Origin of the sequence: Glycomyces sp. L485 (assembly GCF_022548875.1) — a bacterium.
GTDB lineage: Bacteria > Actinomycetota > Actinomycetes > Mycobacteriales > Micromonosporaceae > Glycomyces.
This window is the reverse complement of record NZ_JAKZEW010000007.1, coordinates 31373-58199: the sequence shown is the minus strand read 5'-3', so window position 1 is coordinate 58199 and position 26827 is coordinate 31373. Positions and strand designations below refer to the sequence as shown.

Sequence of the window (26827 nt, the reverse complement as noted above, 5' to 3'; positions counted from 1 at the left end):
AATCGAACCAGCAGTTCCGTCTGATCGAGGCCGAAGGCGGCGACGACCCCGGCCAGAGCGGCCTCGTGGGCTGGGCGACGCAGAACGGCGGCACCACCGGCGGCGGCAACACCTCACCGGTGACGGTCTCCTCGGCCTCGGCGTTCGCCTCGGCGGTCTCGGGCAGCTCGGCGAAGGTCGTGCGGGTCAGCGGCACCATCAGCCTGTCGGGCATGGTCAAAGTCGGCTCGAACACGACCATCATCGGAAACTCCGGGGCGACGTTCACGGGCGGCGGGCTGAACCTCGACGACACCCACAACGTCATCATCCAGAACATGACCTTCCGCGACTACGCCGACGACGGCATCAACGTCCAGGACGGCTCGACCAACATCTGGATCGACCACAACACCTTCGAGCCCGGCTTCGACGGCGCCTGCGACATCAAGCGGGGATCGGACTTCATCACCGTCTCCTGGAACCGGTTCAACGGCACCGACAAGACGATGCTCCTGGGGCACTCCGACAGCAACGGCGGCCAGGACCGGGGACACCTGCGGGTCTCCTACCACCACAACTACTTCAACGGCACCAACCAGCGAACGCCTCGGGTTCGCTTCGGCAGCCCCGTCCACGTGTTCAACAACTACTACCGCAACATCGGGTCGTACTGTGTGGCCACCACTATGGAGGCCGGCGTCATCGTCGAAGGGAACTACTTCGAGAACTGCAACCGCACCGTCGACCTCGGACAGGCCTCCTCGCCGGCCGGCAGCGTCGTCTCGCGCAACAACCACCTCGTCAACTCCCCGTCCCCCGTCTCCAGCGGGTCGGTTCCGGGAGTGCCGTACTCGTTCAGCCTCGACACGCCCTCGCAGGTCGCCTCCATCGTGAGCAGCGGAGCCGGAGCCGGTTAGCACCGGCACCGCTTGTCGGATCCGAGTATCGATCGGTCGGGGCCCGCCGGGCCCCGACCGATCTCCCGGACCGGGTCGGGACGGGTCCCGAAACCACGCGTCCGCCGGGCCTCTAACCCCACGGAAGCGAGAGTTCGCTGAAGAGCTTGCCGCTTCTGGCCGCCGCCTCGACTGCCGCGTCGGCGCCGTCGAGGAGCGTCACCGGGTCGTCGCCGACGCGCTTGAGGTGCGCCTCGTCGACCAGTCGCGGGACCGGGTCGTTCAGCACCCGCTCCAGCACGCGGGTGAAGGTCTTGGCGCGCCGCAGCCCGGAGATGAGGCCGACGCCCCGCTGGCGGTGAAGCATGAGGTTGTCGAGCAGGTCGGTGCGGCCGTACTGCTTCGGCTCATCCTCACCGGGCAGGCGCAGCCGGTCGGTGGGGTACTCGAACCAGGCCTCGCCCTCGGTGCCGCGCACGTAGATGTCGCCCTCGAGCTTGCGCTCGCCGCACAGGGTCACCGCTACGGTGACCGAGACGCCGCCCTTGTTGACCCCGCGCCACACGGCCGTGTCGTCCACTTCGATGCCCTCGCGGCACCGCAGCCGCTCCAGCTCGATCTCGCCGTCCAGCGGCCAGTCCCCCGCGATCGCCAGCGCCTCCTGGGAGGCGTGCGCGAACGGGTTGGCCAGCGCGCCGTCGGCGATGAGGGTGCCGTTCGCCTCCCGCTTTCCGGCCCAAGGGGACCGGCGGTAGTAGGAGTCGGGCCTCTGCCAGGAGCCGGCGACGCCGACGGCCTCCAGCGTGCCGAGCCGGCCGATCTCCATGGCCTCGCGCAGCGCGTTGAACGCGTGCGAGCCGAGCGCCTGGAACCCGACCTGGACGGCGCGGCCGGTCTCCACCATGACGTCGTAGAGCAGCTCGTACTCGTCGAGGGAGGCCACCGGCGGTTTCTCCAGGTAGACGTCGGCGCCGTGGCGCATCGCGGCGGACGCGATGGGCAGGTGGGTGGGCGGCGGCGTGGCGATGATGACGATGTGCGGGTCGGTGGCCTCCAGGAGGCGCTGGTAGTCGTCGAAGACGGGTGTGTCGCCGACCGGGATGTCGGGGCTCTCGACGATCTCGGCGGTGTCGCACAGCCCGACGAGCTCCAGTGCGCCGGCGCGGCGTTTGGGCTCTATGTTGTGTCGGTGGTGCAGGCCGTAGCCGTTCGCGCCGACGATTGCGATGCGGGGGATTCGAAGGTCCATCAGGCGTTCTCCAGGGTTCGGGCCACCCCGAGCCGGTCCAGGTCGACCAGCCATGCCGTTGCGGCCAGGCGCAGTTCGTGGTTGGACGCGACCGGTTCGGGTACGACCTGCCGGACCCCGAGGATAGCGCCTACCTGTGCCGCGGGATGGTCGCCTGCGGCGGTGAGGCTCTGGCGCAGGGGGCCGGCGAGTGGATCGTCGAGCGGCAGTGCCGACCCGTCGTCGGCTCGGCCCGCGCAGAAGCGGATCCAGGCGGCCAGCGGCAGGGCTATCAGCCCGATCGGCCGGCCGGCTTCGGCGAGGTCGGCGATGGTGCCGAACAGCCGCTGAGGGAGCTTCTGGCTGCCGTCCATGGCGATCTGGAGGCAGCGGTGCCTGATGCCGGGGTTGGCGAACCGTTCGAGGACCTCGTGTCCGTATGCGACGGGGTCGGTGCGGTCCGGAGGGGTGAGGCTCGGCGCGATCTGGTCGGCGATGAGGCGCTCGGCGAAGTTCCTGGCGCCTGTGAGGGCGAGGGTCTCGCTGATCGTCTCTGCGCCGGCGAGCGCACCGAGGTAGGCGAGGGTGGAGTGGACGCCGTTGAGGGTGCGCAGTTTCAGGCGCTCCCAGCCGGCGACGTCGTCGGTGAAGGTCGCGTCCCAGTCGGGGCGGGGTCCGGCGAAGCGGTCTTCGATGACCCATTGGGTGAACGGTTCGGCCTCGACGGCGGCGTCGTCTACGTAGCCGAGGGTTTCTGCCGCTCGATCGAAAGTCGCCCGGGTGGAGGCGGGGACGATCCGATCGACCATGCTGGACGGGAACGTGACGTGCTGCTCGGCCCAGGCCCGGGTGGCCTCGTCCAGGAGCGGCTCGACTGCGGCCCGTGTGGCGGCGCCGTTGTCGGGCAGGTTGTCGCAGCTCAGGATCGTCAGCGGCGCGCCGCCGTGCTCGGCCCGGCGCGCCAGCCCCTTCGCGAGCAGGCCTGGGACGCCGTGGGGGTCCCGGTAGGCCTTCTCGGTGACGGTGAGGGTGACGACGTGGGTCTCGTCGGCGGCGATGAGGTCGAGCGCCCGCTCCTCCTCGGTGGCGATGTGCAGGGTGTCCACGATCGATCCGACGACGCGCAGTTCGGTGCCCTCGGGACCGAGCGTGGCGACGGTGTAGAGCCCGTCCTGGGCGGCGAGGGCGTCGATGACCTCGCGCGAGCGCGGGGCGGCCACGGTGATGCCCCAGCCGGTGCCGTCGGTGTAGACGGCCTGGTGGGCGCGGTGGAAGGCGCCGGCGCCGATGTGGAGTATCCCGGCTCGGTCGGGGCGCGTGCCCGGAACGCGGACGGTTCCGGGCACGTCGGCGAGGGTCTTGGCGTTCAGGCTTTCCATGCCGGCCCGTCGGGGTAGGAGAACTCGGCGATCGAGGAGTCCTTGAGCGTCACGGAGTAGCCCGGCTGCGTCGGCACCCGGTATCGGCCGTCGACTACGGTCACCGGATCGGTGTAGTGCTCGTGCAGGTGGTCCACGTACTCGATCATGCGCCCCCGGAGGGTCTTGCCGACGCGGAGGTACTCGAACATGCCCAGGTGCTGGACGTACTCGCACAGTCCGACTCCGCCGGCGTGCGGGCAGACGTCGACGCCGTGCTTGGCGGCCATGAGGAGCGTGGCGACGACCTCGGGGATGCCTCCGACGCGGCAGGCGTCGATCTGGCAGACCCGGATGGCCTCGGCCTGGAGCAGCTGCTTGAAGATGACGCGGTTGGCGGCGACCTCGCCGGTGGCGACCCGGATCGGGTCGACGGCCTTCGCGATCTTGGCATGGCCGAGCACGTCGTCGGGGTGGGTCGGCTCCTCGATCCAGTAAGGGTCGAAGGCGGCCAGGCGCCCCATGTTCTCTACGGCCTCGGGTACCGACCAGATCTGGTTGGCGTCCATCATGAGCAGCCTGTCGGGGCCGATGATGTCGCGGATGATCCCGGCGCGCCGGACGTCGTCGGCGACGTCGGGCGAGCCGACCTTCATCTTGACGGCGGTCCAGCCTTCGGCGACGGCCTCCTCGGTGAGCGCCTGGACCTTCTCGTCGGTGTAGCCGAGCCAGCCGACCGAGGTCGTGTACGCCGGGAAGCCTTCGCTCCGGAGGGCGGCGAGGCGGTCGGCGTAGCCGACCCTGCCCTCGTCCAGGATCGCCTCGGCTTCGGCCGGGGTGAGCTCGTCGATGATGTGCCGGTAGTCGATCTGGGCGGCCAGTTCCGCCGAGTCCATCTCGGCGAGCAGCTGCCACATCGGCTTGCCTTCGAGCTTGGCTCGCAGGTCCCACACGGCGTTGACGATCGCGCCGACGGCCATGTGGGTCGCGCCCTTCTCCGGGCCGAGCCAGCGGATCTGCGGTTCCTGGGCGAGCGAGCGGGAGAACTCGACCGGATTGTCGAAGATGCTCTCGACGGTGCGGCCGACCACAAGATGCGCAAGCGCTTGCACAGCTGCGCAGGTGATCTCGTTGCCGCGTCCCCCGGTGAAGGTGAAGCCCGTCCCGGTCGGCCCGCCGTCGGTGAACAGCTCGACATACGTGGCCGAGTAGTCGGCCCGGTTGATCGAGTCCGATCCGTCGGCGTCCGCCGCCGTCGGGAAGCGGACGTCGTGGACTTCGAGGCGTTCGATCTTCGTCATCGCTGTTCCATTCTGTAGATCTTGCGGGGCAGGTTGTAGGCGAGGTCCACCGCTACTTCGGCGGCGTCCTCCTCGGTCATCCGGTGCTCGGCGACCAGGCGCGCGAGGAAGGCGGCGTCGACGCGGCGGGCGACGTCGTGGCGGGCCGGGATCGAGCAGAACGCGCGGGTGTCGTCGACGAAGCCGGCGGTGTTGTAGAACCCGGCGGTCTCGTGGACGCCCTCCCTGAAGCGGCGCATGCCCTCCGGCGAGTCGAGGAACCACCAGGGGGCGCCGACGAACATCGCCGGATATACCCCGGCGAGCGGCGCCAGCTCGCGGGTGAACACGGTGTCGTCGAGCGTGTAGACCACGATGCGGAAGCGCGGGTCGTGGCCGAAGTCGTTGAGCAGCCTGTGCAGCGACTCGACATAGTCGGTGCGGGTGGGGATGTCGCCGCCGACGTCGCGGCCCCAGCCGGAGTGCAGCCAGGTGTCGTAGTTGCGGGCCGATCCGGGGTGGAGCTGCATGACCAGGCCGTCTTCGCAGCTCATCCGCGCGAACTCGTAGAGCATGTGCGCGCTGAATCGCCCAGGGTCGACCAGCTCGTCGCCGTCCAGGGCCCGCTGGAAGATCTCCGCGGCGTCCTCGGCCGGGAATGCCTCCGCGGTCGCGTGGCCGTGGTCGCTGCAGGTCGCTCCGGCGGCGATGAAGTCCTGGCGCCGCTGCCGCAGCGCCTCCAGGTAGCCCTCGTAGGTCGACGTGTCGAGGCCGGTGATCTCGCCGAGCTGCTTGACGCGATCGGCCCAGCCGGGCCAGTCGATCTCGACGAGGTTGTCCGGCCGGAAGGTGGTGACGACCTTGCCGCCCTTGCCGCCCCACCTGCGGCCGCCGTCGGCCGGGAGCGCTTCGAGTTCGGCGTGGGCGTCGAGCGAGTCCACCGGGGACTCGGTGGTGGCGAGGACCTCGATGTTGAACCGGTCGAACAGGGCCCGGGGCCGGTAGGCCGGCTCGGCCAGCCTGGCCGAGAGGTGGTCGTAGAACTCGTCGGCGGTATCGGCGCTCAGGGTCTTGTAGATCCCGAAGACCTCCCCGAAGGTGTAGTCGAGCCACAGCTTCGAGGGGGTGCCTCGGAACAGGTGGTAGTGCTCGGCGAAGCGCCGCCAGATCGTGCGACCGTCCACTTCCGACGGCTCGCCCTTCACCGAGCGGACGCCGAGCTGGTCGGGGGTCGCGCCCTGGCTGTAGAGCATCCGCGTCAGGTAGTGGTCGGGGACGACGAACAGCCGCGCCGGGTCGGGGAACGGCTCGTCCTCCGAGATCAGGCGCGGGTCGACGTGTCCGTGCGGACTGACCAGCGGCAGGTCGGCGGTCCGCTGGTGGATGTCGCGCGCGATGGCGCGGGTGCGCTCGTCCGATGGGAAGAGGCGGTCGGGATGCAGCATCAACGGTGCTCCTACTGATTGAAAAGGTCGGCGACGTTCACCGGTCGGCCGGTGGCGATGGAGGCGTTGGAGGCGAGTCCGGCGGCCAGCGCGTTGACGCCGTCCCGCGCGGTGGCCGACCGCTGGTGCGGGTCGGTGTCGCCGTCGAAGAGGACGCCGAGCATCCGCACGTCGCCGCCGCCGTGGCCCTTGCGCTGGTATTCACCAACGTCGATCTTACTCGGCTTGGTCCAGAAGGGATGCAGCGTCAGCTCGTACCAGCCTTCTTCGGCCGCCTCGTGGGTGCCGTGGAGGGAGGCGCCGTTGGGGCCCTTCTGGGCCGGGTTGACGTGGTCGTTCTCGACGACGAGCAGTTCGAGCCGGCCCTGGGTGCCGTTGAAGTGGACCCGGTAGCCCTCCCATGGCGAGTAGGCGGTGAGCCGGTAGGACAGCGTCGCGCCTGAGTCGTAGTCGACCAGCGCCATCATGTCGTCGTAGATGGTCACGCCGGGGGCGAACACGTTCTGGTCGCGGATGTAGCCGTCTTCGGACTCGGCGTCGAGGTAGAGCGATTTGAGCTGCTCGTTCTCCTCCATGTGCAGTGCGAACGGGTCGTCTGCGGCGAGCGAGGAGCCGGTGACGCGGTCGTAGCCGCGGTCGTGGCCGGTGTGCTTGCCGTTCTCGCCGTAGAATGCGAGCTTTCCTTTGGCAAACGCTTGTATCGGCGCGGCGTCGAGCCACCAGTTCACGAGGTCGAAGTGGTGTCCGGACTTGTGGACCAGCAGGCCGCCGGAGGAGTCGGCGAGGCGGTGCCAGCGGCGGAAGTAGTCGGCGCCGTGGCGGGTGTCGAGCAGCCAGTCGAAGCCGACCGAGATGATCTCGCCCACGGCGCCATCGCGAAGCAGGTCGGCGACTTTTTCGTGCAAAGGGTTGTATCGGTAGTTGAAAGTGACGGCGACCGTCCCGGCCGACCGCTCCTCTGCGGCGAGGATCTCCGCGGCGTGCTCGGCCGTGGTGGTCAGCGGCTTCTCGCAGATGACGTCGAGGTCCCGGGCGAGGGCCGCGAGGATGTACTCGTGGTGGTGGGCGTCGACGCAGGTGACGATGACGGTGTCGGGCCGCGTCTCGTCGAGCAGCTTCTCGAAGTCGGCCGCGTCGTAGACCGCCGGGGCCGGGGCCTGGGCCGCCTCTACGGCCGCGGCGTGAACTCCGATGCGGTGGGGGTTGGTGTCTGCGAGAGCTACCAGCTGTGCCTTGTCGCGCCTTTCCACCAGGGCGTTGACGTACATCGTGGCGCGAGCGCCGGTACCGACGAGGGCATAGCGATGCGGCGTGCCTGACATGTGACTCCTTCGTCTGGGTTCTGGTAAACGCTATCGAAGAAGTTCCATACAGACAAGCCCAGGTTTGCGAGACGCTAAGCGGGAGTGGCTTTCACGAACGGCGGCTTGACGACCCGCACCGGCAGGCGCCGACCGCGCACGTCCAGCTCCAGCTCGGCGCCCGGCTTGTACCCGGCGTCGAGCAGCGCCAGAGCGACGCCCTTCCTCAGCGACGGCGCGTGCGTGCCCGAGGTGGTCTCGCCGACCCGCCGCTCGCCGTCGAGGACGCTCATGTGCGCGCGGGGCACGCCCCTGTCCATGGCCTCCAGGCCCCACAGGCGACGCTTCGGTCCGGCGGCGCGCTCCGCCTCCAAGGCCGCCTTGCCCCAGAATTCGGGCTTGTCCCAGCCGACCGCCCAGCTCAGGCGGGCCTGCACGGGCGTGATGTCGAGGCTCAAGTCCTGGCCGTGCAGCGGGTAGCCCATCTCCAGCCGCAGCGTGTCGCGCGCGCCGAGCCCGCAGGGCGCGGCACCGGCGACCAGCATCCCGTCCCACAAGTCCCCGGCGGCCTCGTTCGGCGCGACCAGCTCGAAACCGGTCTCGCCCGTGTAGCCGGAGCGGCAGACGATGATCGCCGCGCGGTCGACCAGGTGCTCCACGAAGGTCATGTACCCGTGGTCGTGCGGCAGCCCGAGGTATTCGAGGATCCGCGGCGACTCGGGGCCCTGGACGGCCAGTACAGCGAGCGACCGGTGCGCATTGCGGACCTCGACCCCGTCCGGCGCGGCCTCTTCGAGGCGGCGCGCCACCTCAGCGGTGTTGGCGGCGTTGGGGACCAGCAGGATCTCGTCGTCGGAGAGCCGGTAGGCGATGAGGTCGTCGACGACCCCGCCCTCGTCGTCGCAGCACAACGTGTACTGCGCGCCACCGCTGCCGATCCGGTCGAGGTCGTTGGTGAGGCACCGGTTGACGAATGCGGCCGCGCCCGGCCCCCGCACCCACACCTTGCCCAGGTGCGAGACGTCGAAGACGCCGGCCCGGGAGCGCACGGCGGCATGCTCGGCCAGCACACCCGATGCGTAGTGCAGCGGCATCTGCCAGCCCGCGAACGGCGCGAACTTCGCGCCCTGCTCCAGGTGGCGGTCGTGCAGCGGCGATACCAGAGGTGACGGTGCAGGCTCAGACATGGCTAAGACACTATCGCGCGAATCCCAACCCGTAGGATCGGTCCGTTTGGACCCGCGTAATCGAAGGATTCACTATGACTGACCTGCTCAGCGCCTCCGGCGACATCGCCGAAGCCCGCGCCGACGTGATCGTCGTCGGGGTGCACGCGGACGAGGACGCCGCGATCATCCCCGCGAGCGCCGCCGGAGTCGACGCCGCCTTCGGCGGGCGTTTGGCCGAGACCCTGGCGACGCTCGGCAACACCGGTTCGGCCTCCTCGCTCACCCGACTCGCCGCCCCCGTCGACCTGGACGCGAAGCTGGTGTTCGCCGTCGGGCTCGGCGACCCCGACGATCTCGACGACGAGACGCTTCGCCGCGCCGCCGGAACCGCGGCGCGAGCCGCGTTCGGCCTGGAATCGGTCGCGATCGCCTTCGAGGGCGACCCGGAGTCCACCGCTACCGGAGCCGCCCTCGGCTCCTACAAGTTCGAGGGATACAAGACCGAGGGCAACGGCGACGAGCCGCCGGAGTCGATCACCGTCTACGGCGCCTCCGCAGGCGACATCGCAAAAGCGAGCGTGCTCGCCGAAGGAGTGGCCCTGACCAAGAGTTGGGTCAACACCCCCGCCAACCTGCTGCGGCCCCCGACGTTCGCGGTCGAGATCGAGCGCGCCGCGACCGCGGCCGGGATCGAGGTCGAGATCCTCGACGCCGAGGCGCTATCGGCCGGCGGCTACGGCGGCATCCTCGCCGTCGGCGGCGGTTCCGCGGCCGAGCCGCGACTGGTGCGCCTGAGCTACCGTCCCGAGGCCGCGACGAAGCACGTCGCGCTGGTCGGCAAGGGCATCACGTTCGACACCGGCGGGATCTCGATCAAGCCGGTTGCGGGCATGTGGGACATGAAGACCGACATGGCCGGGGCCGCCGCCGTGGTCGGCGCGACCATCGCCGCCGCGAAGCTGGGCCTGGAGGTCAACGTGACGTGCACGGTGGCGCTGGCAGAGAACATGCTCTCGGGCTCGTCCTACCGCCCCTCCGATGTGGTCACCGCCCGCAACGGCAAGACGATCGAGATCCTCAACACCGACGCGGAGGGCCGGATCGTCCTGGCCGACGCGCTCTCCCGCGCCGCCGAGGACGAGCCGGACGCGATCTACGACGTCGCCACCCTCACCGGCGGGCAGGTCGTGGCGCTGGGGAAGCGCACGTTCGGGCTGATGGGGACTGACACCGAGACCGAGCGGGTCCAGCGCATCGGCGAGTCGGTCGGCGAGCAGGGCTGGCCGATGCCGTTCCCCGAGGACATCGTGAAGCTCATGGACTCCCCGATCGCCGACGTCTCGCAGTGCGCGACCGGGCTCAAGCGCGACGCGCACATGATCCAGGGCGGGATCTTCCTGTCGCGCTTCGTGCCCGAGGAGATCCGCTGGGCGCACATCGACATCGCCGGGCCGGCCGATTCGGGGGAGACCTACGGCTACATCGGCAAGGGCGCGACCGGAGTCCCCGTGCGCACCCTCGTGGCGCTCGTCGGGGAATTCGAGTAACAGGGCCGCCGCACCGTCCCGCACGTCCAAGTGGCGGGACGGTGCGACAGAAGTTGTGCAACCGTTATCCAGAGTCAGGTGCGGCGCTGCCGCTCGAGCTTCTTCCTCTGGTCGAAATCGCGCTTGCGCTGGGGATATCCGGTCTTCGCGACCTCGTAGACGGGGATGCCCTGCTTGCTTCCCAGGGCGAACGCCCCGGCCGGGCCGTCGACGCGGCGACGCGTCCACTCCCCGTCATGGGCGATGAGCATTACCGTTGTCTCGGTGACGGTCGTCCGAGGTTCGATATAGGCCTCGACACCGGTCCTGCTCTTGATGAATTCGATCAGATGCCGCTGGTCTCCGTTGTCGGACGCCCGGTCCAGCGTGCCTTTGTTGTTCTTCTTCTTGCGTCCAAACCAGCCCACTGCGGCTCCTTCCGCACCATTGAGGTGTCAACTATCAAGCGTACACACGGGCGAGTGCACCTGTGTCCAGCCGCACACGACCGGGGCTTTCGGAACACCGCGGTGAGGAGTTGAATGGTGTTGCACACTCCAAACCACCGGGTCTAGTCGACCGCGTACCGAGACCGGTGGAAGGATGGGACGCGTACCTAAGCACTCACGGCGACGCTTGCGGAGCCGTAAATTTGTATCGTTAAGTGGGGAGAGCAATGAGCGACCCGAACGCAGGATACGACGTAGTAATCCTGGGTGGTGGCAGCGGCGGCTACGCCAGCGCATTCCGCGCGGCCGAGCTCGGCATGACCGTGGCCCTCATCGAAAAGGACAAGGTCGGCGGCACCTGCCTGCACCGTGGCTGCATCCCCACGAAGGCGCTGCTCCACGCCGGCGAGGTCGCCGACACGACCCGCGACTCCGAGGACTTCGGCATCCTGGCCGACTTCAAGGGCGTCGACATGAAGGCGGTCAACAAGTACAAGGACGACGTCGTCGCCAAGCTGTACAAGGGCCTCCAGGGTCTGGTCAAGGCCCACAAGGTCGAGTTCATCAACGGCACCGGCAAGCTCGTCGGCCCGAACACCGTCGAGGTCGACAACGGCCGGACCGTCACCGGCCGCAACGTCATCCTCGCCACCGGCTCGTACTCCAAGACGCTGCCGGGCCTGGAGATCGACGGCGAGAAGATCATCGCCTCCGAGCACGCGCTGGACCTCACCGAGCTGCCGAACAAGGCGATCGTCATCGGCGGCGGCGTCATCGGCGCCGAGTTCGCCTCCGCCTGGAAGTCCCTGGGCGTCGAGGTCGAGATCATCGAGGGCCTCCCCCGCCTGATCGCCGCAGAGGACGCCGACTCCTCGAAGCAGCTGGAGCGGGCCTTCCGCAAGCGGGGCATCAAGTTCCACACCGGCAAGTTCTTCGAGAAGGTCGAGAGGACCGGCTCGGGCGTCCAGGTCACCATCCAGGGCGGCACCGTCGTCGAGGGCGACCTCGTCCTCGTCGCGGTCGGGCGCGGCCCGTCCACCGCGAACTGCGGTTTCGAGGAGCAGGGCGTCGCGATGGACCGCGGCTTCGTGCTCACCGACGAGCGCCTCCAGACGAACCTGCCGAACGTCTACGCCGTAGGCGACATCGTCCCCGGCATCCAGCTCGCACACCGCGGCTTCATGCAGGGCATCTTCGTCGCCGAGCAGATCGCCGGGCTGAACCCGCCCGTGATCGACGAGACCGGCATTCCCCGCGTCACCTTCACCGAGCCCGAGGTCGCCTCCATGGGCCTCAACGAGGACAAGGCGAAGGAGAAGTACGGGGCCGACAAGGTCAAGTCGATCAACTACAACCTCGCCGGAAACGGGAAGTCCAACATCCTCAAGACCCAGGGCTTCATCAAGCTCGTCGCGGTCGAGGACGGCCCGATCGTCGGCGTCCACATGGTCGGCGCGCGCATCTCGGAGCAGATCGGCGAAGCCGAGCTGATCTACAACTGGGAGGGCTACGCCTCGGACGTCGCCCAGCTCATCCACATGCACCCGACTCAGAACGAAGCGATCGGCGAGGCGGCCATGCTCTTGGCCGGCAAGCCGCTGCACGCGCACGACTAGATACGACCACAGGAGCTGAACAGAACGATGTCGACATCGGTAACGATGCCCGCCCTCGGTGAGTCCGTCACCGAGGGGACCGTGACGCAGTGGCTGAAGAAGGAAGGCGACACCGTCGAGGTGGACGAGCCTTTGCTGGAGGTGTCCACCGACAAGGTCGACACCGAGGTGCCTTCCCCCGTGGCCGGCGTGGTGCTGAAGATCGTGGCCCCGGAGGACTCCGAGGTCGAGATCGGCGGCGAACTCGCCGTCATCGGCGACCCGTCCGAGGCCGGCGGTGCGGCCCCGGCGCCGGCCGCTGAGCCCGCCCAGGAGAAGCAGCCCGAGCCCGAGGCCCCGGCTGCCGCCCCGGCGCAGCCCGAGACGCCCGCCCCCGGTTCTGCCGAGGGCACCGAGGTGCTGCTGCCCGAACTGGGCGAGTCGGTCACCGAGGGCACGGTCACCACTTGGCTCAAGTCGATCGGCGACAACGTCGAGGTCGACGAGCCGCTGCTGGAGATCTCGACGGACAAGGTCGACACCGAGATCCCGTCCCCGGCCGCCGGCACGCTGCTGGAGATCCGGGTGGGCGAGGACGAGACCGCCGAGGTCGGTTCGGTGCTGGCGATCGTCGGCTCCGGCACGGCCGCGCCCGCCGCCGCGCCGACTCCGAAGCCGGCCGCTGAGCCCCGCGCTGCGGAGGCCCCGGCCGCCGCCGCGCCCGAGTCGGCTCCCGCGCCGAAGGCGCCCGAGGCATCCGCCCCGGTCACGCCGACCGCGGAGAAACCGTCGAGCTCGTACGTCACGCCACTGGTTCGCAAGCTCGCCGCCGAGAACGACGTGAACCTCGACGAGGTCGCCGGCACCGGCGTGGGCGGGCGCATCCGCAAGCAGGACGTGCAGGCCGTCATCGAGAAGAAGACGGCGCCCGAGCCCACCGCCGCTCCGGCCGCTCCCGCGCCGGAGAAGGTCGAGGTCAGCCCGCTGCGCGGCCGCACCGAGAAGATGTCGCGCCTGCGTCAGTCCGCGGCCAAGGCACTGCTCGAGTCGATGCAGACCATGGCGCAGCTCACCACGGTGCGCGAGGTCGACGTGACCAAGGTCGCCAAACTCCGCGCGGCCAAGAAGGACGAGTTCCTCGCCCGCCACGGTGTGAAGCTCTCGTTCCTGCCGTTCTTCTCGATCGCCGCGATCGAGGCGCTCCAGCAGTACCCGATCGTCAACGCCTCCATGAACATGGAGGAGAAGACGGTCACCTACCCCGACGCCGAGAACGTCGGTTTCGCGGTGGACACGCCCAAGGGCCTCATCGTCCCGGTGATCAAGAACGCCGGCGACCTGAACATCCCGGGTCTGGCCAAGCGGATCGCCGAGATCGCGAAGAAGGCCCGCGAAGGCGGCCTGGCTCCCGACGACCTGTTCGGCGGGACGTTCACGATCACCAACACCGGTTCGGTGGGCGCGCTGTTCGACACGCCGATCGTGCCGCTGGGCCAGTCGGCGATCCTCGGCACCGCCGCGATCGTCAAGCGCCCGCGCGTGATCAACGACCCTGAGCTCGGCGAGGTCATCGCGGTGCGCTCGGTCATGCACCTGACGCTGAGCTACGACCACCGGCTCATCGACGGCGCCGACGCCGCCCGCTTCCTGGAGGCGGTCACCAACCGCATCGAGGACGGCAACTTCGAGCACCAGCTCGGCCTGTAGATCTGAGCGGACGGGGCGCGGCGGGCATTGCCCGCCGCGCCCCGTTCGCATTCCGGTGCAGCACGACTCGATCGCCGCCACGACAGTTCTAGACGGTTTCGGACGAACCGGTCGATGCCGCACAACCGCCCGTAACCTCCATCGTCGCGTCCTCGTTGTTCCTGCAACCCACCTTTTGTGACCCCGCGCGGAAGTTAGGAACTCGAATATTGATCGAGTACAACGAGATTCTCGCCATGCTCATGGAGAACCGCCCCGAATTCGCAACCGAGCTCTACAACTCGACCGAGGGCCCGGACCTGCCCGAGCACGACAGCATCGCCATCAGCCGCCAAACGGTTGCCTGCCCTCGCGAGGACAAGCTCCGCGTCTGCGCCCTCGCCGCCTACTCCAAAGACGACGAGCGCGTCTTCGCCGTGCTGTTCGACGCGGTGCTCGCCCCCGACCCCGATCAGGCCGAATGCTGGCTCCAGTTCATCGCCGACGCCCAGAAGACCCTGAGCTGCACGGTCGCGTTCGTGGTGCTGTGCCGCGACACCCGGACGGCGAAGTGGGCAGTGGCATACAGCACAGTAGGAGACATCGGCTATTACGTTCTGCCCGTAGTCATTCCATCTTTGCTCTCAAGCGCCTAGAATGAGTTCGGCCCTCGCCGCCGACCCCACCACGGCTGCGAGGGCCGCTTCCTAAAGCCGTTGCGGCCGACCGGTGCACCGACGACACTGGGCACATGTCCAGATTCGGCCGACCGGTCCCCCTACGCAGGCACGGCGGTGCGCCCCGCTTACGAAACACTCCCCGCCGCCGTCCGCGAGCGGATCACGAAGGAGCTCGGCGGCGAGCCGGCCGAAGTGAAGCTCGCGGGAGGCGGCTTCACGGGAGGATTCGCCGCACGCCTTCGAACGGCCTCCGGTGCCGCGCTTCGAGGCGGTAGGAGGCGAAGACGTGCGGGAGGTTCCATACATCCGAATACACCAGCGGTGGAGCGGCTTGGCCGCCGCCGACTGGCTGGCGAACCGCCGAGCCTGGCCAACTTCTCCCACATCGCAAGAAATGATTCCCATATCATGAAACAAAATGACTAGGGTGTCGTCATGGCAAGAGAGACCGCGACCTACACCCACGGCCACCACGAGTCCGTCCTGCGTTCGCACCGGTGGCGCACGGCCGAGAACTCGGCTGGCTACCTCCTCCCCGAGCTGAGGGCCGACAGCACGGTCCTGGACGTGGGATGCGGTCCGGGCACGATCTCGGCCGACCTGGCGGCGATCGCGTCGCAGGGCCGAGTGACGGCCGTCGACCACACCGAGGACGTCTTGGACCAGGCCGCCGAGGCCGCAGCCGCCCGAGGCGTCACGAACATCGACTTCGCGGTGGCCGACGTCCACGACCTCCGGTTCGAAGACGACACCTTCGACGTGGTCCACGCCCACCAGGTGCTCCAGCACGTAGGCGATCCGGTGCAGGCGCTCCGCGAAATGCGCCGAGTGGCAAGGCCCGGCGGGGTGGTCGCAGTCAGGGACTCGGACTACGCGGCCTTCACCTGGTTCCCGGAATCCGAAGGCCTCAAGGACTGGCTGGACCTCTACGAACAGGTCGCCAGGGCGAACGGGGGCGAGCCCGATGCGGGCCGCCGCCTGAAATCCTGGGCGCTGAAGGCCGGTTTCTCCGAATCCGGGGTCGAGGCGACGTCGTCGACCTGGACCTTCACCGACCCGGAGGACCGAGCATGGTGGAGCGACCTGTGGTCTGATCGAGCCCTCCACTCCTCCTTCGCGGCGCAGGCGCAGGCGGGCGGCCACGCCACCCGCAGGGACCTGGAAGCCATCGCAGAAGCCTGGAGGGCCTGGGGCGCCCGGCCCGACGCCTGGCTGATGATCCCGCACGGCCAGATCCTCTGCCGCGCGTCCTGAGCACTCGCGAGTCGAGCGAGTCCTGCTCCAATGTGTTCCATTCAAAGGACGGCTGCGTGTCCGTTTCGATCAGGAGAGGATGACTCCAGAGTAGAAGGCAGCGGACACGACGGCCTTGCAGGGCACGGCGCAGTGTGCGACGCTGAGTCAACCCCTTGCCACTTGGATATGAGAGGACGCATTTCCCATGCGCCGGATATCGACCACTGCCAGAGCGCTGAACCTCCTCCTGACTCCCGCTGCTCGCGCCCGCAAGAGCCCCGAGAAGGCCTGGGCGAAGATCGTCGCCAAGGCCGAAGCCGAAGTCGGAGCCGACTTCGGCGACGACCAGGCCTTCGTCGACGATCTGGGCTACGTCTTCCACCGTTTCGCCGAGATTCCCGGCCTCACCGGGCTCGGATGGAGCAGCACCGCCTCCGACTTCCAGTCTCGCCTCACCAACCGGCTGCGCATCCGGCACCGCCACGCCGAACGCCCCGAGATCGGCGCCGAGCCGATCGAGCGGCCGGTGTTCATCGTCGGCCTGCCGCGCACCGCCACCACCCTCACCCACCGCATCCTCGCCAACTCCCGGGAACACCGGGGTCCACTGCTGTGGGAGATGCTCCACACTGATGTCGAGACCGACGCCAAGCTCCGCGACCGTCGCATTCGGGACGTGGAGAAGCGGGTGGCGGCCGTGCCCAAGCTGTCACCGGCGCTCAACGTGATGCACCCGATCAACGCCCGGGGGCCCGAGGAAAGCCTGTTCCTATTGCCCCACACGCACTACCACCTGGCCCGCGCTCCGTTGGCGGGCTACCGAGAATGGCTCGACGAGCGCGACCTCACCGAGGACTACCGCTACCTCAAGCAGGCCCTGCAGGTCCTCCAATACGGTCGCGAACGCCGCCGCTGGATCCTCAAGACGCCGATGGACCTGTTCCACCTCCCGGTCATCCACAAGGTCTTCCCCGACGCGACGATCATTTGGACCCATCGCGATCCGACCACCGTCATCGGATCATGCTGCTCCATGACCGAGACCATGTGGGCGCTCAGCGTCAAGCAGGTCGACCGGGCCGCCGTGGGCGAGTTCTGTCTGGGGCTGCTCGCCGAGTCGGTCGAGAGGGGCCGGGACGCCCGTGCGCAGCTGCCGGCCGGCACGATCGTCGACGTGCCGTACCACGTACTCAGCTCCGACCCCCACCGCTACGTTCCCGACCTGTACGAGCAGCTCGGCGCGAAGTGGACGGACGAGGACGCCGACAACCTCGCGGGCGTCCTCGCCCGCCCCGCTACCGACCGAAAGCACGAGTACGACCTCGCCGACTACGGTCTCACCTCGAACGACGTCGAAGCCGCATTCGGCGACTATCCGCAACTGGTCAACCGCATCAACACCTGGAGAGCCGGTTCGCGCTTAAAACCACGGAATCGAGCCCCCGCTTCGTCTACGAATCTTACGAGCAGAGCAGAACTGCCTTACGAAAAGGCAATGTGACCACTGTCATCGCAAATCGACAGTGGAAATCGGAAGACCGCGCGTGTTGATGGTTGACTCGCCGCGAACCCCATGTCAAGGTCCTCGTACGCGCAGTGCGCGTAATCCGAATCCAACCGAATAGTTCAGCGGCGGGCCGCCGCTCAATCGCCAAACCGTTCGGCGGCCCGCCTCCTACACCAGAGAGGCGAACCTCCCATGGTTAGAGTCAGCCTACGCGAAAACACGCCTGGCGCAACCGATCGAAACACCTTCGAGCGACACCGCACCGGTCCCGACCGCCACCTCACCGAAGTCCCCGGCGACGGCTTCTACGACTGGGCGGGCCGCCGTCTCTTCTTGCCCGACGGCTCCCCCGACCTGGCAACGCCCGGCCTAGACCGTCACCGGCACCTCCCCGAATGCACCGATCCATCCGCTCCCGATTCGGACCCGTCCTCACCCCGGTACGAGCCTCCGCATCTGCGGCACCGCCCCGGAGACACCTTCGAGATCGGCGGCAGACCGCACGATCCCCTCGACACCGGCCCCTACGGCACGCCCGACTGGCGGCCGGACACCCGCATCGGCCGCCACCGCCGAGGCGAGCTCCCCGACCCGCTCCCATCCGAGGACGACAAACCGAGCCCGATCCCACGCGAGCGGCGCCGACTCCGGACCGAACCCCAGACCGATGAGCTCTACCGGTTCTCGAATCTCCGAGAGGATGCCTGGGACCGCTGGCTGATCGACTCCGAACCACTCGCCGCCGCCCACAACACCGCCTACACCGCAGCCCAACGCAGCCGCACCATCGCCAGCGTCTTTCACCTCATCCGCTGGATCGTCCTGGTCTTCAAGGGCTCCCGGGCCTCAAACCCCACAAGCGAGCCGCTCGGCCCAGAGGACAGCGAACCGGCCGAGAGCCTTCGGCGGGCCCCTTCGAATCCTGCCCCGAGGACGGGAAGCCACTACATCACCGAATGGGAGCAGCGCTTCGATTCACTCCACCCGGCTGTCGGAGGCGGTGCCCTGTGAGCCGCTCACGCTTCGCGCCGCACCAGATCCGATCCCGATACCTGCACGCGCTCAACGCAACACCGATTCCGGTCCATCTCACCGACCCACCAGACCCAATGAGCCTGACGGTGCTCGGCACCGAGACCATCGCGGACCGCACCGTCCATTTCGGCACCATCGCGTCGGCTCCGCGCATGTGGATCGCGTTCAACGACATCAATCCCGCCCTGCTCGGCTACATCACCGGCTTGGTCGTCGGCGAACCGGACCTGTGGGTCTGCAACGAGACTCACCGAGACTGGACACTGGACGGCTCCAACTCCCGCCACCTCAAACAAGCGGCGGCGAAAGTCTGGTTCGCCTGCCAACGAGACTGCGAGGGCTGACGCCGAACGGTGGGCACGGCCGGGGGCGAGCAGCTCAGCTCGCCCCCGAGTGTCGCAGGCACCGCCTACGCTCAGCGGCAGGTTCCACCGCAGGAAGGGACTCCATGGAAGGCACCGCGCTCGACGAGCTCGCAGACGCCATCAGCAAAGTTGCCAACGCCCGTGACCGCTTTCGGCTCGACCACTTCCTCAACGAAATCGCCTTGAATATCCTCATCCTGTCCCGCATGGCCTCGAACCGGCTCGACAATGCCGATCAGCGGGCAGCAATCGACAACGCCTGCGACAATCTCGCAGGCCTCCTCAGAGAAGCTGCTCAGGACGCATTTGGTCGACCCGACGCATAGAGAATCTCAACATCACCTGCGAATACACCTTCCGATTCCTCGTAGACGAGCTTGAAACCCACCGACTCGATGAGCCCGTGAAGGTCCTTGCCCGGGTCCTTTGGCAGAAGGACCGCCAGATGCTTGAGGTCGACCTCCACATGCCGCCTGTAGTCGAAGAGCTGGCCGATGGCCATACGGACGGCATCCCGCGACGCGGATGCCTTGATCTCATAGAGCACCTGGTCAGTAGCGTCGTAGAGGTCCGTACGCAGCGGTGACCGCCCGCCCTTGATCCGAATTTCGAAGCGCTGAACATCATGACCCAGCGAAGTGAGCAGTTCTTCAAACCTCAACGAGAGTTCGGCTTCCTGACGGGTGCCTACAAGAGCCTCAACTGCCTTGCGGTTGAAGGCACTCGCAGAGTTTCGTTCAGGTGCGACCTGCCTGGAGCCGGCCTCCTCAGTCCCCGAAGCGCCCAGGGTTTCAATCGGTTCTCCCGGATGCCAAGTCGTGATGGTGGTCTGGATCGAGGGCTTGACATAGTCGATCTGATCGACCGACACCGTCCCGACAGGGCGCAGCCGGAACACGATCGCATCTCGCTTGACCCCGTTCTTGTCCCTGCCTTTCCTGGTGATGGACGGATACTTCTCGTCGAGAACGAACTGGCCTACATAGCGGAAGTCCTGAGCGCCCTTCGGGGGTTCGTAGGCGACGAAGAGCCGAAGCGTGTCGTACCCTCGCTCGCGGTGACGCAAGACCGAGCCGTTCAGCCCTCCGGGATCCTGGTCCCCCTCCTGGCCGGTGCCGGTGTACTCATATACCTGGTCATCGGGCGACCAACCGTCCTCGTATCCGTACGCGCCGGCCTTCGAATGGTCCGAGTAGAGCAGAACCGTTCGCCCCATCCTGCTCGGCACGATGCCTCCTTGGAGAGACCCGCCGAGCTTCTTCCGAACCTCAGCACGGTTGTACATCCGTCCTGGCTGGATAGGGTCTTCCATGGAGCGTCGTAATCCTCTTGGGCGCGAACGTAAGTTTCACTGATTATGCCCCACCTCATCGAAGTTGACCATGCTTCAAGGCAGGGGTGACTGCCCGATTGGCCAGTTATGTCATGGTGTTGGTGACCCGTGCAGAGACAGTTTCGCGTGGGACGTTTCTCGCTGTGAGCCTCGTCCAGAGGCTTGTCGAGATTCCGCTCCGAGCTTGACTTGCGCGGGATGGAGCTGTCAGAATCGTCGAACAGTCAGGAAAACGTTATCAGTGAAGGATCTCCCTTGACACCGAAACCGGTACGCGACATCATTCCCGGCATCGACGGGCTCGCGTTCGGAGGTGACTACAACCCCGAGCAGTGGCCCCGAGAGGTATGGGAGGAGGACATCGCGCTCATGCGCGAGGCCGGCGTCAACGTCGCCACCGTCAACGTCTTCTCCTGGGCGAGCATCAATCCCGGCCCCGGCAAATGGGAGTTCGGACAGCTCGACGACATCATGGACCTCCTGGAGTCCGGCGGTGTCAAGGCCGACCTGGCCACCTCCACGGCCTCCCCACCGCCGTGGTTCTCCCAGGCCCACCCCGAGACCCTCCCGGTCGCCCCCGAGGGCCACCGCCTGCACTACGGCGCACGCGCCGAGTACTGCCCCCACGCCCCGGCCTACCAGGAGGCCGTCGTCGAAATGGCCTCCAAACTGGCCGAACGCTACGCGGGCCACCCGGCGCTGGCCATGTGGCACGTCGGCAACGAGTACTACCGGACCTGCTTCTGCGACCTGGCCGCCGCGGAATTCCAAGCGTGGCTGCGCGACCGCTACGGCGACCTCGACGGCCTCAACGACGCCTGGGGCACCACGTTCTGGTCCCAGACCTATACCGACTGGGAGCAGGTCCTCCCGCCGCGCGCCTGCGCCGAGACACCGAACCCGAGCTTCGTGCTGGACTACCGGCGCTTCGGCTCCGACGCGCGACTGAAGCTGTTCAACTCCGAGGCCGCGGCCATCGCCGAGCACAGCCCGGACAAGCCCATCACCACCAATCTGATGGTCACCGGCAACTTCGCCGGCAACGACTACTTCCGCTGGGGGAAAGACCTCAACGGCGAGAACCGACTCATCTCCGTCGACCACTACCTCGTCCCGAACGACACGATCACCTACGAGCCCCAAGTCGCCTACGCCGCCGCCCTCTCCCGCGGCCTCGCCCACGGGCACCCGTGGCTGCTCATGGAGCAGTCCGCGAACGCCTCGGCCTGGCGCGGCGGCGGCTTCGCCAAGCGGACCGGCGAGCAGCTGCGCCACTCCCTCGGCTACGTCGCCCACGGTTCCGAGGGCGCCATGTACTTCCAATGGCGCGCTTCGCGATACGGCACCGAACGCTGGCACGCGGCGATGGTGCCCCACGGCGGCCGCGAGACCAAGACGTTCCAAGAGGTCGTCCAGCTCGGCCAGTGGATGAAGAACCTGGCCGAGATCAAGGGCTCGACCGTCCAGTCCCAAGCGGCCATCCTGCTGGACTTCGAGTCGGTCTGGGCCCACGACACCCCCGGACAGCTCTCGTCGTTCATGACCCCCTTCCCGGAGCTGCGGCGCTGGCACGCGGCCTTGTGGAAGCGCGGCATCACCTGCGACATCGCACACCCGGCCGAGGACCTCTCTCGATATCCGGTGGTATTCGCCCCTTCCCTCCAGATGCTCGACGACGACGCGAACCTCCGCCGCTACGTCGAAGGCGGCGGCACCCTGGTCGTCGGCCCCTTCTCAGGCGTCACGGACCGCAACGAACACGTCCACCCCGGCATGCCGGGGGCACTGCGCGACCTCCTCGGAGTCCGAGTCGTCGAACACGTCCCGCTGCGCGAGGACGAGATGGTCGCCCTCGACGACGGCACCAGCGGCGCCTTCTGGGCCGAGACCGCCGCGTCCGAGGGAGCCGAGGTCATAGTCTCCTACGTCGACTACCCCGGCACGGCCGCGATCTTCCACCGCGCAGTCGGCTCCGGCCAGGTTTGGTACCTCACCACCCGACCTACCGATCTGAACTCGTTCCTGGACCGGCTAGACCTGCAACCGGAATTCCCCGGCCTCCCCGAGGGCGTGGAGACGGTCCGCCGAACCCACGAGGACGGCCGCTCATACCTCTTCGCCCTGAACCACACCGACAAGGAAGCCACGATCCCGGCCTCGGGCCACGACCTCCTGGCCAACACCGCCTGGACCCCGACGACGACCCTCCCCGCCAACACTTGCGCCGTCATCAGAGAGGTCCGCTGAGGTCCCAAACAGCTCGATGAGCCCCCTGGAAGGGGCTATCCCGGTAGCGGTGCAACCGGTCCGGAAAGGACTTAGAGAGCGTTTGATTCCGATTCGGTGAACCGGAATCGACGAGCGAGCCTCAGATGAGGCTCGCTCGTTTTGGTTGGTATGACGAGTGAACGCCCTGCATACCCCAGCGACCTCTCCGACGAGCGGTGGGCGCTGATCGAACCGATCGCGGCCGCCTGGCGGGCCGAGCGCAGCATCGGGATCAACGCGCCTGTCCACGAGATCTGCTCGACTGGAAACCCTAGGTTTTCAAACAGGGCCTACGTGACGGATTCGATGAAGTTGCGGCCACCAAGCTAATCGCGTTCGGGGGCCTGGTGCTTCTGGGTTCCTGATCTCTTCATTGAGGGCGCGGGGGCCTGCCACGCGGCGGGGCAGTCCTTGAGCGAGTCGACCATCGTCTCGATGGCGGCCGCCAGCGCGGGAAGGTCGAGCCCGGCGAGGTGGTCGACCACGCGGCGCCGCACGCTCGCCAGGTGCGCGGGGTAGGCCTCGCGCAGGCGGTTGAACCCGGCGTCGGTCAACGTGGCGAGGTTGCCCCGGGCGTCGTCGGACACCTTGGCCTTGGTCACCAGGCCCTGGGCGGCGAAGGCGTCGACGATCCGGCTGATCCGGCTGGCCGACATGGCCACGCGGTTCGCCAGCTCGCTCATCCGCAACTGCCGGTCGGGCGCCTCGGAGAGGTTCATCAGCACGGCGTACTCGGCCGCGCTCAGTCCGGTGTCCGCGCGCAAGTCGTTGTCGAGGACCTTCGGGAGCCTCAGCAGCAACGGTGCGAACGCGCGCCAGACCGCCTCTTCGTGCGGAGTCAACGGCGGTACCTGGTCGCTCATGTTCAACACCTTACTGAAGTGGATCGTGTCGGAATCGGGTGAAGACCTGCGATTCGATGTGGTGAGCGGGCCGCCGCCGCTGCGAAACGGTGCGCTCTCTCACACAGTGATATATTTGCTTGCGTAAGCAAATATTACAACTATGCTGGGTACCAACACGACATCAGAGGAGAAAGATCATGGCAGAGAAGAAGATCATCGCAGTGATCGGCGCGACCGGGCAGCAGGGCGGCGGGCTCGTCCGCGCCATCCTGGCTGAACCCGACTCCGAGTTCGCAGTGCGCGCGATCACCCGCAACCCCGGCTCCGACAAGGCCAAGGATCTCGCCGAACTCGGTGCCGAAGTCGTCCAGGCCGACCTCGACGACGAGGCCAGCCTGGCCAAGTCCTTCGAGGGCGCCCACGGCGCGTTCCTGGTCACCAACTTCTGGGAGTACATGTCGCCCGAGCGCGAGTACGCGCAGGCGGCCAACCTGGCCCGGGCCGCGAAGACTGCGGGCGTGGCGCACGCGATCTGGTCGACCCTGGAGGACACCCGCAACAGCGTTCCGCTCGAAGACGACCGCATGCCCACCCTGATGGGCAAGTACAAGGTCCCCCACTTCGACGTCAAGGGCGAGGCGAACGAACTGTTCACCGAGGCCGGCCTCCCCACGACCTTCCTCCAGAGCACCTTCTACTGGGACAACTTCCTGTCGATGATGGCCCCGCAGCGGCAGGACGACGGCAGCCTGGTCGTGGCGCTGGCGATGGGCGACGGCAAGCTGTCCGGGATCGCGTCCGAGGACATCGGCCGCACCGCGCTCGGTATCTTCAAGCGCGGCGACGAGCTGGTCGGCGAGACCGTCAGCATCGCGGGCGAGCACCTGACCGGCGCCGAGATCGCCCATGCTTTCTCCGAGCTGCTCGGCGAGGCGGTGAGCTACTACCCGGTGCCGTTCGACGGACTCCGTTCGGCCGGCTTCCCCGCCGCCGAGGAGATGGGGAACATGTTCCAGTACTACGCCGAGTTCGACGACGAGTTCACCGGCCGGCGCGACCTCGACAGGATCCGCGAGCTCAACCCGTCGCTCCAGACCTTCGGAGAATGGCTGTCCGCGCACAAGGACACGTTCGCCCAAATCTGAGCGGAGACGCCCTCGCGGCCCGGCCCAGTGTTTCGAAGCCTCTGGCGTCGGGCCGGGTCGGGTGTGTATTGTCCGCGGGTCCGAGCACCTCGACGTGCAGGTTGACGACCTCGACGAGGGCGAGAAGCAGGTCCTGGCGTCGGGCGCTTGGAGGTCGGGATGCACGTCGTGGGGTGGGATCCGCTGATCATGAAGTTCTGCGAGTTCTTCGACGGTGCGAACAGCGTTCATTCATCGCGGCTCGCCACAGCCTGGCGAATGCCTCATCGAGCAATGCAGACGTCGGCCGATGCGGATTCCTGATCAAGACCGGTGTATTCCGTTGTGACACTGACGTTTTCACTGATGGCGAGTCCGCAGGACTCGGTTATCACCGGCAATTGAACCGAGTCCGAGTGTCCCTCCCCATTGGTACTCGCTCTGACAGGGGGCGGGCCTGTGATCTGTTGACGTGGCGTCGCGGTCCTGATATACCTCCTCTACGCACCAGTAGGTGCGTCTGCTGCTTTTGGAGGGTTCTCGGACCATGGACAGTGACGTCGTTGTGGTTGGGGCGGGGCTTGCGGGGCTGGTCGCCACCGCTGAGCTGACTCGCTTGGGCAAGAAGGTCGTCCTGGTCGATCAGGAGGGCCCGCAGTCGCTCGGCGGGCAGGCGTTCTGGTCGTTCGGGGGCCTGTTCCTGGTGGACTCGCCCGAGCAGCGGCGCATGGGGATTCGGGATTCCCGGGAGCTGGCCTGGCGCGACTGGCTGGGGAGCGCCGGGTTCGATCGGGACGAGGACGCCTGGCCCCGGAAGTGGGCCGAGGCTTATGTGGACTTCGCCTCCGGGGAGAAGCGGGAATGGCTCCACGGTATGGGGGTTCGGTTCTTTCCGGTCGTCGGCTGGGCCGAGCGCGGGGGCTATACCGCTGAAGGACACGGGAACTCCGTGCCGCGATTCCACATCACCTGGGGCACGGGGCCCGGATTGGTGAAGCCGTTCGCGAAGGTGGTCCGCGAGGCCGTCAGGGACGGGCGGGTCCGGCTCGCGTTCCGGCATCGCGTCGACCGGCTCGATACCACCGACGGGGCGGTCACGGGGGTCAGCGGGTCCGTGCTGGCCGATGATCGCGCCCCTCGAGGGGTCGCCACGAGCCGCGAGGCCGAGGGGGAGTTCTCGTTCTCGGCCGAATCGGTGATCGTCACCTCGGGCGGGATCGGCGGGAACTTCGACTTGGTGCGGGAGAATTGGCCGGCGCGGATGGGGACGCCTCCCGAGCGGCTCATCTCCGGCGTTCCGGCGCACGTCGACGGACGCATGCTCGGCATCGCCGAGTCGGCCGGGGCGAATCTGATCAACCGCGACCGCATGTGGCATTACACCGAGGGCATCGAGAACTGGGACCCCGTCTGGCCGCATCATGGCATTCGGATTCTTCCGGGGCCCTCCTCGCTCTGGCTCGACGCCACCGGGCGTCGGTTGCCCGCTCCGTACTTCCCCGGTTTCGATACGTTGGGGACGCTCGAGCATATTCTGGGCACAGGGCATGAATACTCCTGGTTCGTTCTGACTCAACGGATTCTGGAGAAGGAGTTCGCCCTCTCAGGCTCCGAGCAGAACCCCGATCTCACCGGGAAGAACATCAGACTGCTGCTGAAGCGTGTGCTTCCCGGCGCTCCCGGACCTGTGGAGGCGTTCAAGGAACGCGGCGCCGACTTCGTCGTGGCCGATTCGCTGCCGAAGCTGGTCGACGGCATGAACGCCATCACCGACGAGTCGCTGCTGGAACTCGCGACGGTGAAGGAGGCCGTCGAGGCCCGCGACGCCGAGATGGTCAACAAGTTCACGAAGGACTTGCAGGTCACCGCGCTTCGGGGCGCTCGGAACTACCGGGGAGACAAGCTCATTCGAGTCGCCTCGCCGCACCGGATCCTCGACCCCAAGGCCGGTCCGCTCATCGGTGTGCGGCTCAACATCCTCACACGCAAGACGCTGGGAGGCCTCCAGACCGATCTGGACGGCCGTGTGCTGCGCGCGGACGGTTCGCCGCTGGCCGGTCTGTACGCCGCCGGAGAGGCAGCCGGGTTCGGCGGGGGCGGCATGCACGGCTATCGGTCGCTGGAGGGCACGTTCCTGGGAGGGTGTCTGTTCTCCGGCCGCCAGGCCGCCCGCGGCGCCGCGCTGTGAGAGACGCCCCAAGGAGAGGCGACGACAATCAGATGAGATATGCATCACGGCGGTCCGCGACCGCCTAGAGGGGGCCGGGTCCGGGCGGCCCGTGCGGTGTCACATCCTCATCCTAAGATGGTGATGGGTCGGCTTGCCCCACCTGCGAGACTGAGAGCAAATCACCTACCAAGCGTGGTCCGCTATCATCCAAAGCTCTGTGGACACGTACTCCCGTACCGTCTCTCCGGGAACGTCGGTGGCAAGGCCGAGTTACGGCCGGCGAGCCGCGGACCGGCACATCTAGCACGTGGATGGTTGAGCATGAGCGACTATGAACGCCGCGACCAGT

22 protein-coding genes and 1 pseudogene are annotated in these 26827 nt (G+C 67.5%); 14 read left to right on the top strand and 9 right to left on the bottom strand.

Annotated elements, in window-relative coordinates:
• Positions 1-899, top strand: an 899-nt coding sequence (locus L0U85_RS06190) for a right-handed parallel beta-helix repeat-containing protein (RefSeq protein ID WP_241376886.1), incomplete at its 5' end; no start/stop codon positions are given.
• Positions 900-1011: 112 nt separating this feature from the next.
• Here L0U85_RS06190 and L0U85_RS06185 read toward each other — a convergent pair.
• The 6 genes from L0U85_RS06185 to gcvT all read right to left on the bottom strand — a co-directional run bounded on the left by L0U85_RS06185 (position 1012) and on the right by gcvT (position 8677).
• Positions 1012-2127, bottom strand: a complete 1116-nt coding sequence (locus L0U85_RS06185) for a Gfo/Idh/MocA family oxidoreductase (protein WP_241376885.1) — start codon at positions 2125-2127, stop codon at positions 1012-1014.
• On the bottom strand, positions 2127-3485 hold the full coding sequence (locus L0U85_RS06180) for a mannitol dehydrogenase family protein (protein ID WP_241376884.1): 1359 nt from the start codon (positions 3483-3485) through the stop codon (positions 2127-2129). Before L0U85_RS06180 ends, L0U85_RS06185 begins: the two co-directional genes overlap by 1 nt.
• Positions 3473-4765: an enolase C-terminal domain-like protein gene (locus tag L0U85_RS06175; protein ID WP_241376883.1), complete on the bottom strand. Its 1293-nt coding sequence runs from the start codon at positions 4763-4765 to the stop codon at positions 3473-3475. The genes L0U85_RS06180 and L0U85_RS06175 overlap by 13 nt, the downstream gene beginning before the upstream one ends.
• The gene (uxaC, locus tag L0U85_RS06170; RefSeq protein ID WP_241376882.1) at positions 4762-6189 is read right to left on the bottom strand and encodes a glucuronate isomerase; all 1428 of its coding nucleotides are present in this window, start codon (positions 6187-6189) and stop codon (positions 4762-4764) included. The genes L0U85_RS06175 and uxaC overlap by 4 nt, the downstream gene beginning before the upstream one ends.
• 11 nt (positions 6190-6200) lie before the next feature.
• The gene (locus tag L0U85_RS06165; protein ID WP_241376881.1) at positions 6201-7511 is read right to left on the bottom strand and encodes a Gfo/Idh/MocA family oxidoreductase; all 1311 of its coding nucleotides are present in this window, start codon (positions 7509-7511) and stop codon (positions 6201-6203) included.
• A gap of 74 nt (positions 7512-7585) precedes the next feature.
• Positions 7586-8677, bottom strand: a complete 1092-nt coding sequence (gcvT, locus tag L0U85_RS06160) for a glycine cleavage system aminomethyltransferase GcvT (RefSeq protein ID WP_241376880.1) — start codon at positions 8675-8677, stop codon at positions 7586-7588.
• A gap of 74 nt (positions 8678-8751) precedes the next feature.
• Here gcvT and L0U85_RS06155 point away from each other — a divergent pair, with 74 nt between their 5' ends.
• Positions 8752-10206 carry a leucyl aminopeptidase gene (locus tag L0U85_RS06155; protein ID WP_241376879.1) on the top strand — a complete coding sequence of 485 codons (1455 nt, stop codon included), beginning with the start codon at positions 8752-8754 and terminating at the stop codon, positions 10204-10206.
• 74 nt (positions 10207-10280) lie between these two features.
• Here L0U85_RS06155 and L0U85_RS06150 read toward each other — a convergent pair whose 3' ends face one another.
• On the bottom strand, positions 10281-10613 hold the full coding sequence (locus tag L0U85_RS06150) for an oxidoreductase (protein WP_241376878.1): 333 nt from the start codon (positions 10611-10613) through the stop codon (positions 10281-10283).
• A gap of 248 nt (positions 10614-10861) precedes the next feature.
• Between L0U85_RS06150 and lpdA the strand changes: the two genes are divergently transcribed.
• The 8 genes from lpdA to L0U85_RS06110 all read left to right on the top strand — a co-directional run bounded on the left by lpdA (position 10862) and on the right by L0U85_RS06110 (position 19064).
• The gene (gene lpdA / locus L0U85_RS06145; RefSeq protein WP_241376877.1) at positions 10862-12250 is read left to right on the top strand and encodes a dihydrolipoyl dehydrogenase; all 1389 of its coding nucleotides are present in this window, start codon (positions 10862-10864) and stop codon (positions 12248-12250) included.
• Positions 12251-12277: 27 nt separating this feature from the next.
• A complete protein-coding gene (sucB, locus tag L0U85_RS06140; protein WP_241376876.1) occupies positions 12278-13936 on the top strand; it encodes a 2-oxoglutarate dehydrogenase, E2 component, dihydrolipoamide succinyltransferase in 1659 nt (552 codons plus the stop codon).
• A gap of 209 nt (positions 13937-14145) precedes the next feature.
• Positions 14146-14571 (top strand): hypothetical protein, encoded by a 426-nt coding sequence (locus tag L0U85_RS06135; protein WP_241376875.1) that lies wholly within the window; start codon positions 14146-14148, stop codon positions 14569-14571.
• Between the two features lie 459 nt (positions 14572-15030).
• Entirely contained in the window at positions 15031-15849 is an 819-nt protein-coding gene (locus L0U85_RS06130) for a class I SAM-dependent methyltransferase (protein ID WP_241376874.1), read from the top strand.
• A 187-nt stretch (positions 15850-16036) separates the two neighbouring features.
• Positions 16037-17332 carry a sulfotransferase gene (locus L0U85_RS06125; protein WP_241376873.1) on the top strand — a complete coding sequence of 432 codons (1296 nt, stop codon included), beginning with the start codon at positions 16037-16039 and terminating at the stop codon, positions 17330-17332.
• 198 nt (positions 17333-17530) lie between these two features.
• Positions 17531-18349 carry a DNA-directed RNA polymerase I subunit RPA34 gene (locus L0U85_RS06120; RefSeq protein ID WP_241376872.1) on the top strand — a complete coding sequence of 273 codons (819 nt, stop codon included), beginning with the start codon at positions 17531-17533 and terminating at the stop codon, positions 18347-18349.
• Positions 18346-18717: a hypothetical protein gene (locus L0U85_RS06115; RefSeq protein ID WP_241376871.1), complete on the top strand. Its 372-nt coding sequence runs from the start codon at positions 18346-18348 to the stop codon at positions 18715-18717. The genes L0U85_RS06120 and L0U85_RS06115 overlap by 4 nt, the downstream gene beginning before the upstream one ends.
• Positions 18718-18821: 104 nt before the next feature.
• Positions 18822-19064 (top strand): hypothetical protein, encoded by a 243-nt coding sequence (locus L0U85_RS06110; RefSeq protein ID WP_241376870.1) that lies wholly within the window; start codon positions 18822-18824, stop codon positions 19062-19064.
• Here the strand turns inward: L0U85_RS06110 and L0U85_RS06105 are convergent.
• The gene (locus L0U85_RS06105; RefSeq protein ID WP_241376869.1) at positions 19034-20050 is read right to left on the bottom strand and encodes a hypothetical protein; all 1017 of its coding nucleotides are present in this window, start codon (positions 20048-20050) and stop codon (positions 19034-19036) included. The genes L0U85_RS06110 and L0U85_RS06105 overlap by 31 nt on opposite strands.
• Before the next feature lie 276 nt (positions 20051-20326).
• Here L0U85_RS06105 and L0U85_RS06100 point away from each other — a divergent pair, with 276 nt between their 5' ends.
• On the top strand, positions 20327-22318 hold the full coding sequence (locus tag L0U85_RS06100; protein WP_241376868.1) for a beta-galactosidase: 1992 nt from the start codon (positions 20327-20329) through the stop codon (positions 22316-22318).
• A 150-nt stretch (positions 22319-22468) separates the two neighbouring features.
• Positions 22469-22552: pseudogene (locus L0U85_RS06095) on the top strand (IS5/IS1182 family transposase); the annotation flags it as partial.
• 113 nt (positions 22553-22665) lie between these two features.
• On the opposite strand, the gene L0U85_RS06090 reads toward L0U85_RS06095, so the two are convergent.
• The gene (locus L0U85_RS06090; RefSeq protein ID WP_241376867.1) at positions 22666-23202 is read right to left on the bottom strand and encodes a MarR family winged helix-turn-helix transcriptional regulator; all 537 of its coding nucleotides are present in this window, start codon (positions 23200-23202) and stop codon (positions 22666-22668) included.
• Between the two features lie 179 nt (positions 23203-23381).
• On the opposite strand from L0U85_RS06090, the gene L0U85_RS06085 reads away from it, so the two are divergent.
• Together L0U85_RS06085 and L0U85_RS06080 are read left to right on the top strand one after the other, a co-directional pair.
• Complete coding sequence (locus L0U85_RS06085; protein WP_241376866.1) at positions 23382-24329, top strand: NmrA/HSCARG family protein; 948 nt, start codon at positions 23382-23384, stop codon at positions 24327-24329.
• A gap of 526 nt (positions 24330-24855) precedes the next feature.
• Positions 24856-26496 (top strand): FAD-binding dehydrogenase, encoded by a 1641-nt coding sequence (locus tag L0U85_RS06080; protein ID WP_241376865.1) that lies wholly within the window; start codon positions 24856-24858, stop codon positions 26494-26496.
• The last annotated feature ends 331 nt before the right edge of the window (positions 26497-26827 follow it).

Bases quoted from the DNA above. Each gene is read 5' to 3' on its own strand.
- L0U85_RS06185 (WP_241376885.1), bottom strand. From the start codon at position 2,127: ATGGACCTTCGAATCCCCCGCATCGCAATCGTCGGCGCGAACGGCTAC.
- L0U85_RS06180 (WP_241376884.1), bottom strand. From the start codon at position 3,485: ATGGAAAGCCTGAACGCCAAGACCCTCGCCGACGTGCCCGGAACCGTC.
- L0U85_RS06175 (WP_241376883.1), bottom strand. From the start codon at position 4,765: ATGACGAAGATCGAACGCCTCGAAGTCCACGACGTCCGCTTCCCGACG.
- uxaC (WP_241376882.1), bottom strand. From the start codon at position 6,189: ATGCTGCATCCCGACCGCCTCTTCCCATCGGACGAGCGCACCCGCGCC.
- L0U85_RS06165 (WP_241376881.1), bottom strand. From the start codon at position 7,511: ATGTCAGGCACGCCGCATCGCTATGCCCTCGTCGGTACCGGCGCTCGC.
- gcvT (WP_241376880.1), bottom strand. From the start codon at position 8,677: ATGTCTGAGCCTGCACCGTCACCTCTGGTATCGCCGCTGCACGACCGC.
- L0U85_RS06155 (WP_241376879.1), top strand. From the start codon at position 8,752: ATGACTGACCTGCTCAGCGCCTCCGGCGACATCGCCGAAGCCCGCGCC.
- lpdA (WP_241376877.1), top strand. From the start codon at position 10,862: ATGAGCGACCCGAACGCAGGATACGACGTAGTAATCCTGGGTGGTGGC.
- sucB (WP_241376876.1), top strand. From the start codon at position 12,278: ATGTCGACATCGGTAACGATGCCCGCCCTCGGTGAGTCCGTCACCGAG.
- L0U85_RS06130 (WP_241376874.1), top strand. From the start codon at position 15,031: ATGGCAAGAGAGACCGCGACCTACACCCACGGCCACCACGAGTCCGTC.
- L0U85_RS06125 (WP_241376873.1), top strand. From the start codon at position 16,037: ATGCGCCGGATATCGACCACTGCCAGAGCGCTGAACCTCCTCCTGACT.
- L0U85_RS06120 (WP_241376872.1), top strand. From the start codon at position 17,531: ATGGTTAGAGTCAGCCTACGCGAAAACACGCCTGGCGCAACCGATCGA.
- L0U85_RS06110 (WP_241376870.1), top strand. From the start codon at position 18,822: ATGGAAGGCACCGCGCTCGACGAGCTCGCAGACGCCATCAGCAAAGTT.
- L0U85_RS06105 (WP_241376869.1), bottom strand. From the start codon at position 20,050: ATGGAAGACCCTATCCAGCCAGGACGGATGTACAACCGTGCTGAGGTT.
- L0U85_RS06090 (WP_241376867.1), bottom strand. From the start codon at position 23,202: ATGAGCGACCAGGTACCGCCGTTGACTCCGCACGAAGAGGCGGTCTGG.
- L0U85_RS06085 (WP_241376866.1), top strand. From the start codon at position 23,382: ATGGCAGAGAAGAAGATCATCGCAGTGATCGGCGCGACCGGGCAGCAG.
- L0U85_RS06080 (WP_241376865.1), top strand. From the start codon at position 24,856: ATGGACAGTGACGTCGTTGTGGTTGGGGCGGGGCTTGCGGGGCTGGTC.